Origin of the sequence: Rhodococcus sp. I2R (assembly GCF_020889545.1) — a bacterium.
Taxonomy (GTDB): Bacteria; Actinomycetota; Actinomycetes; order Mycobacteriales; family Mycobacteriaceae; genus Rhodococcoides.
This window is the reverse complement of sequence record NZ_JAHUTG010000001.1, coordinates 76,639-92,608: the sequence shown is the minus strand read 5'-3', so window position 1 is coordinate 92,608 and position 15,970 is coordinate 76,639. Positions and strand designations below refer to the sequence as shown.

At 65.0% G+C, this 15,970-nt stretch carries 12 protein-coding genes; 6 read left to right on the top strand and 6 right to left on the bottom strand.

Annotation, left to right across the window (positions count from 1 at the left end; translation table 11 throughout):
• Positions 1–3: 3 nt before the first annotated feature.
• The gene (locus KVY23_RS00375) at positions 4–1,050 is read left to right on the top strand and encodes a hypothetical protein (protein WP_230554821.1); all 1,047 of its coding nucleotides are present in this window, start codon (positions 4–6) and stop codon (positions 1,048–1,050) included.
• Positions 1,051–1,093: 43 nt separating this feature from the next.
• On the opposite strand, the gene KVY23_RS00370 is transcribed toward KVY23_RS00375, so the two are convergent.
• From KVY23_RS00370 to KVY23_RS00355, 4 genes are read right to left on the bottom strand one after another with little or no spacing between them, the layout of a single operon-like run.
• Entirely contained in the window at positions 1,094–1,351 is a 258-nt protein-coding gene (locus KVY23_RS00370; protein ID WP_075840055.1) for an HPr family phosphocarrier protein, read from the bottom strand.
• A 40-nt stretch (positions 1,352–1,391) separates the two neighbouring features.
• On the bottom strand, positions 1,392–3,449 hold the full coding sequence (locus tag KVY23_RS00365) for a fructose-specific PTS transporter subunit EIIC (protein ID WP_230554820.1): 2,058 nt from the start codon (positions 3,447–3,449) through the stop codon (positions 1,392–1,394).
• A gap of 8 nt (positions 3,450–3,457) precedes the next feature.
• Entirely contained in the window at positions 3,458–4,483 is a 1,026-nt protein-coding gene (locus tag KVY23_RS00360) for a 1-phosphofructokinase family hexose kinase (RefSeq protein WP_230554819.1), read from the bottom strand.
• Positions 4,480–5,247, bottom strand: a complete 768-nt coding sequence (locus KVY23_RS00355) for a DeoR/GlpR family DNA-binding transcription regulator (protein WP_230554817.1) — start codon at positions 5,245–5,247, stop codon at positions 4,480–4,482. Before KVY23_RS00355 ends, KVY23_RS00360 begins: the two co-directional genes overlap by 4 nt.
• 153 nt (positions 5,248–5,400) lie before the next feature.
• Here KVY23_RS00355 and ptsP point away from each other — a divergent pair, with 153 nt between their 5' ends.
• From ptsP to KVY23_RS00340, 3 genes are all read left to right on the top strand, one after another.
• On the top strand, positions 5,401–7,155 hold the full coding sequence (gene ptsP, locus KVY23_RS00350; protein ID WP_230554815.1) for a phosphoenolpyruvate--protein phosphotransferase: 1,755 nt from the start codon (positions 5,401–5,403) through the stop codon (positions 7,153–7,155).
• Between the two features lie 23 nt (positions 7,156–7,178).
• Positions 7,179–8,441: a uracil-xanthine permease family protein gene (locus KVY23_RS00345; protein ID WP_230554813.1), complete on the top strand. Its 1,263-nt coding sequence runs from the start codon at positions 7,179–7,181 to the stop codon at positions 8,439–8,441.
• A gap of 123 nt (positions 8,442–8,564) precedes the next feature.
• Positions 8,565–9,707, top strand: a complete 1,143-nt coding sequence (locus KVY23_RS00340; protein WP_075840054.1) for an acyl-CoA dehydrogenase family protein — start codon at positions 8,565–8,567, stop codon at positions 9,705–9,707.
• A gap of 93 nt (positions 9,708–9,800) precedes the next feature.
• Here KVY23_RS00340 and lexA read toward each other — a convergent pair whose 3' ends face one another.
• The gene (gene lexA, locus KVY23_RS00335) at positions 9,801–10,604 is read right to left on the bottom strand and encodes a transcriptional repressor LexA (protein WP_206510759.1); all 804 of its coding nucleotides are present in this window, start codon (positions 10,602–10,604) and stop codon (positions 9,801–9,803) included.
• A gap of 228 nt (positions 10,605–10,832) precedes the next feature.
• On the opposite strand from lexA, the gene KVY23_RS00330 reads away from it, so the two are divergent.
• Together KVY23_RS00330 and nrdR are read left to right on the top strand one after the other, a co-directional pair.
• Positions 10,833–11,312, top strand: a complete 480-nt coding sequence (locus KVY23_RS00330) for a LysM peptidoglycan-binding domain-containing protein (RefSeq protein ID WP_230554812.1) — start codon at positions 10,833–10,835, stop codon at positions 11,310–11,312.
• Positions 11,313–11,467: 155 nt separating this feature from the next.
• Complete coding sequence (nrdR, locus tag KVY23_RS00325) at positions 11,468–11,932, top strand: transcriptional regulator NrdR (RefSeq protein ID WP_230555031.1); 465 nt, start codon at positions 11,468–11,470, stop codon at positions 11,930–11,932.
• A gap of 107 nt (positions 11,933–12,039) precedes the next feature.
• Here nrdR and hrpA read toward each other — a convergent pair whose 3' ends face one another.
• Positions 12,040–15,939, bottom strand: coding sequence for an ATP-dependent RNA helicase HrpA (gene hrpA / locus KVY23_RS00320; protein ID WP_230554811.1), 3,900 nt, complete (start codon positions 15,937–15,939; stop codon positions 12,040–12,042).
• Positions 15,940–15,970: the final 31 nt, after the last annotated feature.

The following is a 15,970-nucleotide window of genomic DNA, read 5'->3' as shown; positions in this document are numbered from 1 at the left end:
CTGGTGCGTTCACCGGCTCTCGTCGTACCCGCAGTGCTCGTTGCGGCCGTGCTCGCTGCTGGACCGGCTACGGCTGAGCCCGGAACGGTACGGTTCGAAACGCTCTGCACGCCGTCGGATCCGGGTCTGGAAGAGCTGTCCGGGCTGACGGTGATCGATGGGGTGACCTACGCGATCGGTGACGGCGGCACCGACCACCGCCTCGCCGTTCTCGACGGGCAATGCGCCGTCTCGAGGTGGCTCGACGTTCCCGTCGATCCGTTCGACGTGGAGGATCTGGGGTCGTACGGCGGGGATTTGTGGTTGTCCGATACCGGAGACAACCAGCGTCGCCGTCCCACCGTTGCGCTCACGCGGATGACACCGTCCGACGGCCAGGGCGAGCTGTATCGGCTCGTCTACCCGGACGGTCCACACGATGCGGAGACGCTCCTGATCGAGCCCGGTGGGCGACCGGTGATCATCACCAAGGATGCAACGGGTATGAGCGGCATCTACGTTCCAGAGGGCGACCGCAGCGTCTCCGAACTGGCCTCGCCCGGCCCCACACCGTTGGAGAAGGTCGGTGAGCTCGCGTTCACGCCGACGACGACGCCGGGAGGACCACCAATCATCGTCGGCTCGATTCTGGCGACCGGCGGTGCGGTCAGCATCGACGGTTCGGTCGCGGCGGTGCGCACCTACAACGACGTCTACCTCTTTCCGATCGAGGACGGCGATGTCGTGGAGGCCCTGACCGGAGAGCCGGTTGTCGTAGCAGTTCCTGATCAGCGGCAGGGGGAGGCGCTCGCATTCGATGCCGACGGCAATCTTCTTCTCGCGTCCGAGGCTGCCGGCGGACCGATGCCGCCGATCCTCGTCCTCGAGGACGCGACATCGTTGGTTCGGTCCGACAGTGCCGCTGTAGGAGAGCCGAATACGAGCGAGGCGACGACAGAGCTCGAGGGTCCATCGGATTCCCGATGGACCCTCGGTGCTCTGGCCGTCGCCGCTGTTCTGATACTCGGTTCGATCGCCTACGCCGTCAGATCAGCACTGCGCCGCCGCTGATTTTCGATACTGCTGAATTTCGATACCCGCTCGAGATTGCAGCTCAGGCGTCCAGATCGGACGCGACGAGTCCGGCGATCTTGTCGAGTGCCGCCTGGTCCTCGCTCTCGACGGTGACCTCGGTGCCCTTGGTGGCGCCGAGAGTCATGATCATCAGCGCCGAGCCGGCGTCGACCGGCTCCTGATCTTCCACCGCGAGTGTGACGTCCACGCCGGAATCGGCGACCGCCTCCGCGATCAGCGCTGCTGGGCGTGCATGCAGACCGATGGCGGATCCGACGGTGACTGTGGTGCTGGGCATGGTGAACTCCTGTTCGTTGGTATGTGGTGGTCGATAGGCGTCAGGCGGAAACGAGATCGGGGTCGAGCACGTCGTCGGTGGGGCTGTTCTTCCCCTTGAGGAACTGCTTGGCGAACACGACGAGGAAAGCAGACAGGAGGGTTCCCGCGATGAGAGCCAAGACGAACCACAGGAACTTCCCGATCGCGAAGAACACGATGAGGCCGCCGTGCGGTGCGCTCAGGGTCACATCGGTGGCCATGATGAGTGCGCCGGTGAGTGCGCCGCCGGCCATCATGGACGGGATGACGCGCAGCGGGTCAGCTGCGGCGAAAGGAATGGCACCCTCGGTGATGAATGCTGCACCGAGGAACCAGGCAGCTTTGCCGTTTTCGCGTTCGGCCTCGGTGAACAGCTTGGGCCGGACAACCGAGGCCAGTGCCATCGCGAGGGGTGGAACCATACCGGCGGCCATCACGGCGGCCATGATGCGCAGCGACGCGACGTCGGTGATGACGAGCCCTGCCGTGGCGAATGCGTAGGCAGCTTTGTTGACCGGTCCACCGAGGTCGAAGCACATCATCAGGCCGAGGATGATGCCCAGGATGATGATCGATGCACCAGTGAGTCCGTTGAGCCAGTCGGTGAGTCCACTCGTGATGGCGGCCAGCGGCTTGCCGAGGACGAGGAACATCAGTCCGCCGACGATCAAGGTGGCGAACAGCGGGATGATGACCACCGGCATGAGTCCACGCAGCAGGGCCGGAATCTTCCACTTGCTGATCCAGAGTGCCACGAAGCCTGCGATCAGGCCACCGACGAGGCCGCCGATGAAGCCGGCTCCGACGAACACTGCCACCGCGCCTGCCGTGAAGCCCGGTGCGAGACCGGGTCTGTCGGCGATGGCGTAGGAAATGTAGCCGGCGAGAGCGGGAACGAGGAAGCTGAACGACAGCGCGCCGATCTGGAACAGAACGGCTCCGAGGTACGCCCTCATGCCGCCGTCGGGAAGCTCCGCCAACGAGTTGTCGATGACGATGTCACTGGCATTGTCGGAAATTTCGTATCCGCCGAGGAGGAAGCCGAGCGCGATGAGCAGACCACCGGCAGCAACGAACGGGATCATGTAGCTGACACCGGTCAGCAGGATCTGCCGAATTCGGGTGCCCCAGCCCAATTCTCCTGCGCTACTGGCGCTCGTCGCTGCCGAGGCGTCGCCGGCGACTGTGGCTGCATTCGGGTCCTCGGAGGCGCGGAGCGCTTCGGCCACCATCACATCCGGTTCGTTGATGGCACGTTTGACGCCCGAGGAGACGACGGGTTTGCCGCCGAACCTCTCCTTGCCTTTGACGCCGACGTCGGTGGCGAAGATGACGGCTGCAGCGCTCGCGATGAGCGCGGGATCGAGGGGCGTGCTGCCGCTCGAACCCTGCGTCTCCACGTGAACGGTGACTCCTGCCCTGTCCCCGGCGGCGACGAGGGAGTCGGCTGCCATGTAGGTGTGGGCGATGCCCGTCGGGCACGCGGTTACGGCGACGATGTGCCGGGCTGCCTCGGTGGGCGCGTCGACGACCGTCGCGGACGAGACTCCCGCTGCTGGCGATCCGGCAGGGGCCTTCGCCTCGGAGGTGCTGGCGACCTTCTTGGCCGGGGGATTGATCACCGCGTCCACGAGCGCGACCACGGCGGCTGCCGTCGGGGCCTCTCGCAGCGATGCCACGAACTCCGGTTTGACGAGTGCGCGCGCCAGACTCGACAGCAGCTTCATGTGTGCCGAACCGGCTCCCTCTGGTGCGGCGATGAGGAAGACCAGATCGGCGGGGCCGTCGGGGGCCCCGAAGTCGACCTTCGGGTTGAGACGTGCGAAACCGAGCGATGCCGTGGTGACGGCCTCGGACCGGCAGTGCGGAATGGCGATGCCGCCGGGAAGGCCGGTGGCGGACTGGGCTTCGCGGGCGAGGGCGGCGTCGCGCAGAGGGGCTGCATCGGTGGCGCGGCCTGCCCCTGCCAGCACTTCGGAGAGCCGTTCGATGACGGACTCTGTGGACTCGCCGAGATCCGCATCGAGGAGGATCAGCTCCTCCGCGATGATCGCGGGATCGTGTGAGGGTGTGGACATGACGGCTCCTAAGAGAGTGTCGACGAACTTGGTTGGCTTGCTTCGGACGAAGTACTTTCGGGTGCCGTAGCGGGTGAATCGAGTGCTCGCACCGTTACGGCTTCCGGGTGCGTCTGATCGGGGTTGGGAAGTGATGTGCCGGGAAGCGCCGTTGCTGCGGTTCCGTAGGCGACCGCTCGGCGGAGGCGGTCGGCAGGTGAGGATCGTTCGATGTCCGCAAGGATGTACCCGGCAAGGGAGGAATCTCCGGCACCGACCGTGCTGATCGCGTCGATCGCCGGCGGTGTGGCAAACCAGGCTCCTTCCGGTGTCACGAGGACCGCTCCGGCGGCGCCCAGGGTCGCCAATACTGCGCCCACTCCTCGGGAGAGCAGGATTCGCCCGGCGTCGACCGCGGCTGTGGGGTCTCCCGACTCGGCGGCCCGTTCGAGGTGCTGACCGTCGACCCCGGTGAGCTGTGCCAGCTCCTCGGAATTCGGCTTGATCAGATCGGGGGCAGCGCCCGGGAACGCCTCGGCGAGTGCGAGCAGGGGAGCATCGGAGGTGTCGACGGCCACCTTGCAAGATGTGTTGCGCAGGGCTTGGACGAGTTCGGCGTACCAGCCGACCGAGATCCCGGGCGGAAGCGAGCCGGACAACACCACCCAGGTGGCGTCCCTGCCGAGATCGAGCACGACGTCGAACAGTTCGCGTCGGGTCGACGGGGTGATGGTCGCACCGGGCTCGTTGATCTTGGTGGTTGTACCGCCGGGCTCGCTGACCGTGATGTTCGTCCGCGCGGTGCCGCTGGTCGGGATGGCGCAGTAGCGCACGCCCGTCGCGGTCAGCGCTTCCAGAATGGGGTCCCCCTCGGCGGCGGGCAGAACTGCCATGGCCTGAACCCCGGACGCAGTCAGGACCCGTGCGACGTTCACTCCCTTGCCGCCGGGTTCGCTCACCGTCGACAGTGCGCGATGGACGCCACCTCGGGTCAGTTGGGATTCGAGTGCGACGGTGCGGTCGATGCTCGGATTGGCGGTCAGTGTGACGATCATGCGATCACCACCTCGATTCCTTGGTCGGTCAGACTCTTGTGATCGTTGTCGTCGATGCCGTCGTCGGTGATGAGCACGTCGATGTCGTCGAGACGGGCGAAACTCACCAGGTGCTCGCGTCCGATTTTCGACGAATCCGCCAGCACGACCACGTGGTTTGCGCTCCGAACCATCGCGCGCTTGACGGCAGCCTCGTCACTGTCCGGAGTGGACAGGCCATGTCCGAGGCTCAGTGCATTGGTGCCGATGAACGCGACGTCCGTTCTCAGCCAGGCAAGGGCGGCGAGGGCCTCCTCGCCGACAGCGGCCTGGGTGGTGCCTCGGACCCGGCCACCGAGCATGCGCAGCTTGATTCCAGGGAGTGAGGCGACCCGAGCGCCGATGGGCACCGAGTTCGTGATGAGGATGAGTTCACGTTCGCTCGACAGCAGAGCGGCAAGACGGCCCGTGGTGGTGCCGGCGTCGAGCACCGTGCTTCCTCCAGGCGGGGGGAGGAAGTCCAGAGCAGCCGCGGCGATGGCGTCCTTCTGCTCGGCACGCGTGTACTCACGTTCCCCGACGCCGGGCTCGGTCGCCGTCAGAGCCGACGCGGGTACTGCACCGCCGTGGACTCGGCGAACTACTCCCAGACGATCCAGTACGGCGAGGTCACGTCGGACCGTCTCGGTGGTTACCCCATAGGTCGAGGAAAGGTCGGCGACGGAGATGCGGCCGCGAGTGCTGATCAACTCTGCGATGGCCTGTTGCCGTTCTTCTGGGTACACCTGCGCCTCCCTCCACGTTGTTGTTGGTTTATGTTGTTTTACGCCCGTATATGTTGACATGTCAAGAGCAACGAGTAATCTTGATCACAACAGGTCGATAAAATTGCGTCGGCCACAGCAGCAAGGCCAGAACTATCAGTCCGAGGAGGACGCATGACCGGATCGCTTCGGGCGAACGCTGACGGAACCGACACCGCGGCAGGGGAGAATCGCACAGCAACCCAAGGCACGCAGGGCATCCCGCTCTCGGGATCGAAAGTGCTGCGCGGCACTCCGGTCGTTCCCGGTGTGGGATACGGACCCGTGATTCGGCCGGGCAGTCGCCCTGACGTCCCTACGGACACTTCGGTGATCGAGGAGGACGCACGCGAGGCCGAACTCGAGCGTTTCCGCACGGCAGCTGCGGTCGTCGCCGGAAGGCTGCGCGGACGAGCAGAGCTCGCGACCGGCGCTGCATCGGAGGTGCTCTCCGCGAACGCGGCGATGGCGCAGGATCGCGGCTGGTTACGCGCCGCCGAGAAACTGATCGGAACCGGCACGTCTGCGACATCGGCGACCGATGCAGCGACCGAGCAGTTCGCGGCGATGTTCATCAAGCTCGGGGGGCTGATGGCTGAACGCGTCACCGATCTACGCGATATCCGCGACCGAGTGATCGCAGAGATTCTGGGAGTGTCCGAGCCGGGCGTGCCCACACCGAGCGTGCCCTCGGTACTTGTGGCCGATGACCTGGCGCCCGCCGACACTGCCGGCCTCGACCCCGAGCTGATCGTTGGGCTCGCTACCTCGCTGGGTGGCCCCACCAGTCACACCGCGATCATCGCCCGCCAACTCGGAATCCCGTGCGTGGTCGCCGTCGCCGAACTCGACGACGTGCCCGAGGGAACGCCCGCGGTTGTCGACGGGATCACCGGAGACATCGTCCTCGAGCCGAACCGGGACCGTGCCGAGTCTGCAGTGGCAGCTGCCCGAGCCGAGCTGGAGCGGGTGTCGGGGTGGTCCGGACCGGGTGCCACATCCGATGGACACGCAGTGGACATCCTCGCCAATGTTCAGGATGGCGCGGGGGCCCGCGCAGCGCGCAAGTCGGCAGCGGAGGGTATCGGTCTCTTCCGCACCGAGCTGTGTTTCCTCGATCGCGACAGTGAGCCGACCGTCGACGAGCAAGCCGAGATCTACGGCGAGGTGCTGACGGCGTTCGCGGGCTGCAAGGTTGTCGTCCGAACCCTCGACGCTGGTTCGGACAAGCCCCTGCGCTTCGCCAATCATGCCGACGAAGCAAACCCGGCCCTGGGGATTCGCGGAATTCGCATAGCGGAGAACAACAGGGGGATACTCCACCGCCAGCTCGACGGCATCGCCGCAGCCGCAGCAGCCACCGGTTCCGCCCCGTGGGTGATGGCGCCGATGATCGCCACCTCAGCGGAAGCGGCAGCGTTCGCCGCCGACGCACGCGAGCGTGGATTGAAGCCGGGCGTCATGATCGAGATCCCCGCTGCTGCGCTGCTGGCAGAGCACATTCTCGAACATGTGGACTTCTTGTCGATCGGGACCAACGATCTCGCCCAGTACACGATGGCCGCCGACCGAATGTCCTCCCAACTCGCCTCGTTGACCGACCCGTGGCAGCCGGCTGTCATCACCCTGGTTGCGCACACCGCGAAGGCAGGGGCGGCGGTAGGCAAGCCCGTGGGAGTCTGTGGTGAAGCCGCCGCCGATCCGCTACTGGCGTGCGTGCTCGTGGGGCTGGGCGTCACCTCGCTGTCCGCCGCCTCCGCGGCAGTGGCGCACGTCGGTGCGAAACTGTCCTCGGTGACGTTCGCGCAGTGCAAGCAAGCGGCGGCCGCAGCGCTCTCCACCGACAGCGCTGCGGCAGCGCGAGCTGCGGCCGGTGCCGTCCTCGACTGACATCGGCTCTAGTATTCGGTTCCGTGAGCAACTTCGGGTGGACCCTGCACGGCAACGGAAAGAGCGTCGCAGCAGGGGCAGTGGTGGAACCGGATCAGCGCTTGACGTGGCCGCGCACCATCGGAATCGGTATGCAGCACGTCATTGCCATGTTCGGTGCCACCCTCCTGGTCCCCACAGTGACGGGATTTCCGGTCACCACCACGCTGCTCTTCTCCGGCATCGGAACCGCGCTCTTCCTGATCATCACCCGCGGGCGGGTTCCCAGCTATCTCGGATCGTCGTTCGCGTTCATCGCGCCCCTGACCGCCACTCAGGCATCCGGGGCGGCAGCGCAACTCGGCGCTGTCATGTCGGTCGGAATAGTGCTGGCCGGTGTCGGATTCGTGGTCCGATTCGCGGGCAGCCGGGTCATCGAGGCGGTCATGCCACCGGTGGTGACCGGTGCAGTAGTCGTGCTCATCGGACTGAACCTCGCGCCGGCGGCCACGTCGTCGTTCGAGGCGCAGCCGCTGGTCGCTGCGGTGACATTGTTCGCCATTCTTCTCGTGACCGTCGCCGGGCCAGGGATGCTCGGACGGCTGGGGATCTTGGTCGGGGTCGTGCTCGGTTGGGTCTTCGCCGCCATCACCGGGCAGATCGACGACACCAGACTCGGTGCCATGCGCGACGCGGCCTGGATCGGTATTCCCGAGTTCCGCGGGCCGACGTTCGAGCTGTCCGTCGTGCTCATCGCTCTACCGGTGGTGATCGTGCTCGTCGCGGAGAACGTGGGTCACGTCAAGGCAGTGGCCGCGATGACCGGCAAGTCACTCGACGATGTGGCCGGTGACGCCCTCATCGCCGACGGTCTCGCCACCACCCTCGCGGGCGCTGGCGGAGGCTCGGGTACTACGACGTACGCCGAGAACATCGGCGTCATGGCAGCCACTCGCGTCTGCTCCACCGCCGCCTACTGGGTGGCCGCCGCGACTGCCGTCGTGCTGGCATTTTCCCCGAAATTCGGTGCTCTCGTCTTCACCGTTCCGGACGGAGTCATCGGCGGAGCCACCCTCGTGCTCTACGGTCTGATCGGTCTCCTCGGGGTACGGATCTGGACCGACAGTGAGGTCGATTTCACCGATCCCGTCAACCTCACGGTCGTCGCCGCTGCGCTCGTCGCCGGAATCGGCGATCTGACACTGACGATAGGTTCGATCGAACTAGGCGGGATCGCCTGGGGATCGGTCGGAATACTCGTCGGGTATCCGGTGATGCGGGCGCTCAGCAGAGGTGTGACTCGCTAAACGGGTCACCGATCACGCACGGCTCGGTCATCGACCGAGCCGTGCTCACAGTCGTAGTGTCGAGGTATATCACCGGCGGCGGTGTTGTTGCCGACCGGGAAAGCCCCTCGAAGGAGAGATGTAGTGGACCGCACACTGTTCGAGCCCGAGCACGACCTCTTTCGTGAGTCGTACCGCAAATTTCTGGCCCAGCACGTAGCGCCCAACCACGCGAAGTGGGAAGAGCAGAACATCGTCGACCGCGGCGTCTGGGTCGAAGCCGGCAAGCAAGGGTTCCTGGGCACCGCTGTTCCCGAGGAATTCGGTGGCGGGGGAGTCAAGGACTTCCGCTACAACACCATCCTCACCGAGGAAACCACACGTGGTGGGTACAGCGGCATCGGCTTCACGCTGCACAATGACGTCGTTGCGCCGTACCTCATCGACCTGTGCAATGAGGAACAGAAGCAGCGGTGGCTGCCCGGATTCTGCTCGGGCGAGCTGATCACCGCAATTGCGATGACCGAGCCGGGAACCGGTAGCGACCTGCAAGGCATCAAGACCCGCGCAGTCCGCGATGGCGACGAATGGGTCCTCAACGGCTCGAAGACCTTCATCACCAACGGAATCAACGCCGACCTGGTGATCGTCGTTGCGTGCACCGATCCGGACAAGGGCGCCCAGGGATTCAGCCTGCTCGTGGTCGAGCGCGACATGCCCGGTTTCGAGCGAGGCCGCAACCTCGACAAGATCGGTATGAAGGCTCAGGACACCGCCGAACTCAGCTTCACCGACGTCCGTGTTCCGGCGGCCAATCTTCTCGGCGACGAGGGCATGGGCTTCATCTACCTCATGCAGAACCTGCCTCAGGAGCGTCTGTCCATCGCCGTGGTGGCAGCGGCCGCAATGGAATCCGCGCTGGAGATGACCATCCAGTACTGCCGCGACCGCAAGGCCTTCGGCAAGTCGATCGGCAAGTTCCAGAACACACGTTTCGTGCTGGCCGAACTTGCCACCGAAACCACCGCGACACGCATCATGGTTGACAAGTTCGTCGAACTCCTCAACGCCGGCACGCTGACGGTGCAGGAAGCCGCGATGGCGAAGTGGTGGACCACCGAGAATCAGGTCCGGCTCATCGATCGATGCCTGCAGTTGCACGGCGGCTACGGCTACATGAAGGAATACCCCATAGCCAAGGCCTACATGGATTCGCGTGTGCAGACCATCTACGGCGGCACCACGGAAATCATGAAGGAAATCATCGGCCGAGGACTCGATCTCTGAGTTTTCGAAAGACGCAAACCTGAACGACGAGCAGGGGCTCGGCAACCACATTGCTGCCGAGCCCCTGCTCGTTTCAGGCCGACCTGTGTTTGGTCAGAGTTTGCGCATGACGGTGACGACCTTGCCGAGGATCGCCGCATCGTTGCCCGGTATGGGATCGAACAACGGGTTGTGCGGCATCAGCCACACTTCGCCTTTGCTGCGCTTGAACGTCTTTACCGTCGCCTCACCCTCGATCATCGCCGCCACGATGTCACCGTTGTCGGCCACGCTCTGCTGACGAACCACCACCCAGTCACCGTCGCAGATCGCGGCGTCGATCATCGACTCACCGACGACCTTGAGCAGGAACAGTGAGCCCTGGCCCACGAGTTCGCGCGGCAACGGGAACACATCCTCCACAGCTTGCTCGGCCAGAATCGGCCCGCCCGCGGCGATACGCCCCAGAACCGGAACGAACGTGGGTGTGGGGAGCTGTTCCTCGGCGGGCGCCGAACCGTCGGCAACCGCCGCGGCGTGGTCTGCCTGGACCTCGTCGAGTCCGCGCACATCCACTGCGCGTGGGCGATTGGGATCGCGCCGCAGGAATCCCTTGCGCTCGAGAGTGCGCAACTGATGAGCCACCGAGGACGTGGACGTCAGACCCACGGCGTCACCGATCTCACGAATGCTCGGCGGGTATCCGCGTTCGGTGACCGACGCCCTGATGACCTCGAGTACCTTGCGCTGACGCTCCGTCAGTCCGGCGCTGACATCGGTGCCTTCACCCTCGAACGCTTTCGCAGTGGGGACGGCAGCAGGCTTTCCCGCGGGCTTGCCTGCCGACTTGGTCGATTTCGGTGTCGACTTCGGTGAGACGGTCGATTTCGGTGACCCTGACGAGGTCTCGTCTTTCATTCCTGCGTCCTCCTGCGTCGTGGCTGTAGCTGAAGCTCGAGTGCGACCTGAGCTGGCCGGGTGGTGTGGATGTGGCGTGTGGCTTCTGACACGAACTTAGCCCGTCGACGCTGTTCGATCAAACATCTGTTCGATCCGTGTCGCGTTTTCTACTGACTTTGTCGGAGCTGCGTGATAGAACTTCGAACAAGCGTTCATCGAACGCCTGATCGAATACACCCTTCGATCATGTCCACTCCAGTGGAGGTTCTCATGAGCATCACGACCGAGCGGCGTGTCAGTGCGCACCGTGGCAGTACACATAGGGGGAGTGCTGTTCGTCGGCGTCCCACCCCGCAGCGCCGGCGCTACCTGCACACGAGCGCGCCGCAGGGAGTGGTGCGCGGGCACCGCGAGGCGTGTGTGGAGGACAGGAGCCCGCAGACGCTGTCGTGGACTGCAACCGTCCTCGGTGTTCTCGCCACCGCCGTGGTGCTGTTGGCGTTCGTCGCTGTCGCGAATCTGCGCGCAGGCTCGATCGAGTCCGCACCGCAGGTAGGTGTCGCCGTCGTTCAGCAGGGCGAGACGCTCAGCGACGTCGCTCAGCGCATCGCACCGGGAGTGCCAGTGCAGGATGTGGTCGACAGCATGCTCGAACTGAACGGCCTCGCCGGCGCGTCGGTGTCCCAGGGCCAGCAACTGGTGATTCCAGCCACATCCGGCCGGTAGCGCCGATCATGACCGTGCGCGTCCCAGATCCGGTGTGCCGAGAGCTCCGCGTCTCGGGTGATCGAGGTGCGTACGTGAGGCTCCGAGTATCCTCGATGCCCGTACCCCTCGAGAGTGATCCCAGGGAGTGCATCGGCTACGACGGAGGCTCCTTCATGCATTGCCCGTTCTGCAGGCACCCCGACTCTCGCGTGGTCGACTCACGCGAGGCGGACGAGGGGCAAGCAATCCGCCGCCGACGCTCGTGCCCGGAATGTGGTCGTCGGTTCACCACAGTCGAGACCGCCGTGCTGGCCGTCGTCAAGCGCAGCGGGGTTACCGAGCCTTTCTCGCGTGAAAAGGTCGTCAAGGGTGTTCGACGCGCCTGCCAGGGGCGAGACGTGGACAACGACGCGTTGAACCTGCTGTCGCAGAAGGTGGAGGACGCTGTACGCGCCTCCGGTTCGGCCGAAATCCCCAGCCACGAGGTCGGGTTGGCCATTCTCGGTCCACTACGTGATCTGGACGAGGTGGCGTACCTGCGGTTCGCCTCCGTGTATCGGTCCTTCAGCTCGGCCGAGGACTTCGAGAAGGAGATCCAGGACCTACGCGCGCACCGCGAGTCGTCCGCGGTCGAATGACCCGCGTAGTCGCGAGGTGTCATCGGCGAAGTCACGCGCACATTCGCCGATATCAATCCGGCTGACTGCGGCCTGAGGGGTGTGCGGATCGACCGGTGCCGCAAGCCTCAGCTGCGCCCAGCTGCGTCGATAGCTTTCTGCACGCGCTTCTCCGACACTGGATACGCCGTACGAACGCTCTGCGCGAAGAGCCCGACTCTGAGCTCCTCGATCATCCAGAACACATCCTGGACGGCGGCGCCCTGCCGGCGGGCCTCGGGTAGCGACTTCACCAGTCGGTCATAGGATTCGTAGACGCGATCCAGCACGTCCATACCGGCGTCGTCTCTGGCGGCGCTGCTGGGCAACGCATTCAATCGAACCGTCGCAGCCTTGAGGTACCGAGGGATCTCCGCCAGACGTGTGGACCCGAACTCGAAGACGAAGCCGTCGAACACCAGAGAAGCGAGTTGCTCGCGAACGTCGTCCGCGGCATCACCCTGCGCCCGTTCCAGAACCGCACGCAAAGCCAGTGATTCGGTCAGAATCTGCCGCACCAGTACAAGGATGCTCGAGGTGCGCGCAGTCACATCGACGTTGACCGCCTTCGACAGCGCGGCGAAAGCGTCGGGGGACCGAACCGGACCACCGTGGGCATCCATCGATTCGTCGACAGCTGTTCTACGGCAATCCTCGAGCAGAGCGTCGATGCTCCCGTACGGGTTCTGCCCCAGAGCCAGCCGCTCACGCGTTGGTATCCCGGCAATCAAGGCCTTGGTGCCGCGCGGTGCATGTTCCAATAGCAAGGCGCGGGTCCCATCACGCATGGCTTGCCGCTGCTGTGCGGGCGTACTGAGGATCCGGACTGCCACGCCGCCGCCTTCCGGTACCAGCGCCGGGTAGCCGGTAACGGTCTGGCCGCCGACCGACCGGGTGACGGCCTGATCGAGAGTCCCGAGGCTCGACGAGGTCCATGCCAGCGTCGGAGCCCGTTCGGCCGCACCGACTGCTGTGGCCACCTCCTGGGTGATTCGAGGCGCCAACGTTCGCCGCAGCCGGTCCAGGTCTTTGTCCGAACCCAGCTCGGTGCCATCGGTATCGACAGCCGCGAACGTCATGCTCAAGTGCCCCGGCATGGACGCCACATCGAAATCGGTGGGATCGATTCGGCACGAACCGAGCCGGGACAGTTCACGAGCGAGCGCGGTCACTACCGGTTCGGCACGCGGTGTCATGGCGGCGAGTGCGGCGGCGGCGAAGTCCGGCGCGGGCACCACGTTTCGGCGCTGCGCCTTGGGGAGGAGTTTGATGAGCGTGGACACCAACTCCGCGCGCATGCCCGGTACCAGCCAGTCGAATCCGACGGGTTGCACCTGGGCGAGCAGAGCGATCGGGATGCGGGCGGTGACACCGTCCGCGGCGGCACCCGGTTCGAACTGGTACGTGAGCGGAAACTGAATGTCTCCCTGGCGCCACGCGTCGGGGTAGTCACCGCCCAGCACAGATCCCGCGTCGGCATTGACAACCGTCTCAGGGGTGAAGTTCAACAGATTGGGTTGGGTGCGTCTGGCTTTCTTCCACCACGTGTCGAAATGGCGCGCCGAGACCGCTTCCGCGCCGATACGAGTGTCGTAGAAATCGAACAGTGTGTCGTCGTCGACGACGATATCTCGGCGTCGAGCTCGGTTCTCGAGCTCACCGACATCGTCGAGCAACTCCCGGTTCTCGTGAAAGAACGGATGCTGGGTCTTCCACTCTCCCTGCACCAGGGCGTGCCTGATGAACAGCTCGCGTGAGATTTCCGCATCGATCGAGTGATAGTTCACCGGTCGCCCGGTGACCAGCGGTATCCCGTAGAGGGTGACGCGCTCGTAGGCCATCGCCGATTGCCGCTTGGTGGACCAGTGCGGTTCGGAGTAGGTCCGTTTGACCAGGTGCGGTGCGAGTCGTTCGGCCCATTCGGGCTCGATCCGCGCCGCCATACGGCCCCAGAGTCGGCCCGTCTCCACCAGTTCCGCCGCCATCACCCAGCGCGGCGGCTTCTTGAACAACCCCGATCCGGGGAATACCGCGAAGTGGGTTCCTCGCGCTCCGAGGAATTCTCGCTTGTCGCCCTCGCGCAGTCCGATGTGTGAGAGCAGACCGGACAGAAGCGACTGATGCAGCGCAGCCGGAGAACTGGGGGCGTCCGGAACGGTCCATCCCAGCCCGCGTGTGATCTGGCGCAGTTGGCCGTGCAGATCCTGCCATTCCCTGATTCTCAGGTAGTGCAGGAATTCGTTGCGGCACATACGCCGAAACTGGTTGGAGCTCAGGTCGTCTCGCTGCGCACCCAGGTACTTCCAGAGTTCGAGGTACGCGAGGAAGTCGGAGTTCTCGACGGCGAACCGGGCGTGCTTCTCGTCCGCTGCCTGCTGGTGTTCGACAGGGCGCTCCCGTACATCCTGAATGGACAGGGCGGAAACCACGACCAGCGCATCGGCGAGCGCGCCGCTGGAATTGGCCTCGACCAGCATCCGTGCCATGCGTGGGTCCACGGGTAGCTGCGCCAGTTCGCGCCCGATCGGGGTCAGCTCGGCCCGACCGGACTCGTTCGACGGCTTCAGCGCGCCCAGTTCTTCCAACAGTCCGATGCCGTCGCGGATGCTGCGCGGGTCAGGTGGTTCGACGAAGGGGAAGTCCTCGATCCTGCCGAGACCGAGCGAGGTCATCTGCAGGATCACCGAGGCCAGATTGGTGCGAAGGATTTCCGGTTCGGTGAACGGCGGCCGGGACTCGAAGTCTTCCTCGGAGTACAGGCGGATGCAGATACCGTCCGCCACACGACCACATCGACCTGCCCGCTGGCGTGCCGACGCCTGCGAGATCGGTTCGATGGGCAGTCGCTGAACCTTGGTGCGGAGCGAGTAGCGGGAAATGCGGGCGGTGCCGGGATCGACGACGTATCTGATGCCGGGAACCGTCAGCGAGGTCTCTGCGACGTTGGTGGACAGTACGACTCGTCGGCCGCTGTGCGCACTGAACACTCGGTGTTGTTCGGCGGCGGACAGGCGGGCGTACAGCGGCACCACCTCGGTGTTGCGAAAGGCCCGGTCAGCCAATGCGTCTGCCGTATCTCGGATTTCGCGCTCGCCGGACAGGAAGACCAGGATGTCTCCGTCACCCTCGCCGATCAGTTCCTGGACGGCGTCGCAGGTGGCGTCGACCGGATCGAGATCTACGGTGGTGTCGCCGACATCGACGGTGAGGGGCCGATACCGCATCTCCACAGGGAACGTGCGGCCGGAGACCTCGATGATCGGGGCGGCCACACCGTCCTTCGCGAAATGTTGCGCGAACCGTTCCGGATCGATCGTGGCCGAGGTGACGATGACCTTGAGGTCGGGACGCCGGGGGAGCAGCTGCGCCAGATAGCCCAGGATGAAGTCGATGTTGAGGCTGCGCTCGTGCGCTTCGTCGATGATGAGGGTGTCGTATTGCCGCAGCATTCGGTCGCGCTGGATCTCGGCGAGCAGAATGCCGTCCGTCATCAGCTTGACGAGCGTCGCATTCGAAGACTGATCGGTGAATCGCACCTTGTATCCCACCGACTCGCCGATCTGTTCGCCCACTTCCTCGGCGATGCGCTCGGCGACGGTCCTGGCTGCCAGACGACGGGGCTGTGTGTGGCCGATCGAGCCTCGAACGCCGCGGCCCAGTTCGAGGCAGATCTTGGGGATCTGGGTCGTCTTTCCCGAACCGGTCTCGCCGGCGACGATGACGACCTGATGCGCATCGATGGCGGCGGCGATGTCGTCGCGTCGCATGCTGACAGGCAGGTTCTGCGGGTACTCGATGCGAGGCACTGCGGCACGCCGATTGGTGACGACGGTCTCGGCTCGCCCTATCTCGGCTTCGACTCGTTCCAACGCGTCCTCGGTTCGAGCTTGGTCGAGGCGCCGACGAAGTCGATTTTCGTCGCGAAGGGTGACGCCGAACATACGCGAAAGGAGCGAACGACGACGCTCGGAGACAGGTGAAGTAGGCATGGAAGTTCCAAGGGTAATCGCGTATGGCTGC

Bases quoted from the DNA above. Each gene is read 5' to 3' on its own strand.
- KVY23_RS00370 (WP_075840055.1), bottom strand. From the start codon at position 1,351: ATGCCCAGCACCACAGTCACCGTCGGATCCGCCATCGGTCTGCATGCA.
- KVY23_RS00365 (WP_230554820.1), bottom strand. From the start codon at position 3,449: ATGTCCACACCCTCACACGATCCCGCGATCATCGCGGAGGAGCTGATC.
- KVY23_RS00360 (WP_230554819.1), bottom strand. From the start codon at position 4,483: ATGATCGTCACACTGACCGCCAATCCGAGCATCGACCGCACCGTCGCA.
- ptsP (WP_230554815.1), top strand. From the start codon at position 5,401: ATGACCGGATCGCTTCGGGCGAACGCTGACGGAACCGACACCGCGGCA.
- lexA (WP_206510759.1), bottom strand. From the start codon at position 10,604: ATGAAAGACGAGACCTCGTCAGGGTCACCGAAATCGACCGTCTCACCG.
- KVY23_RS00330 (WP_230554812.1), top strand. From the start codon at position 10,833: ATGTCCACTCCAGTGGAGGTTCTCATGAGCATCACGACCGAGCGGCGT.
- nrdR (WP_230555031.1), top strand. From the start codon at position 11,468: ATGCATTGCCCGTTCTGCAGGCACCCCGACTCTCGCGTGGTCGACTCA.
- hrpA (WP_230554811.1), bottom strand. From the start codon at position 15,939: ATGCCTACTTCACCTGTCTCCGAGCGTCGTCGTTCGCTCCTTTCGCGT.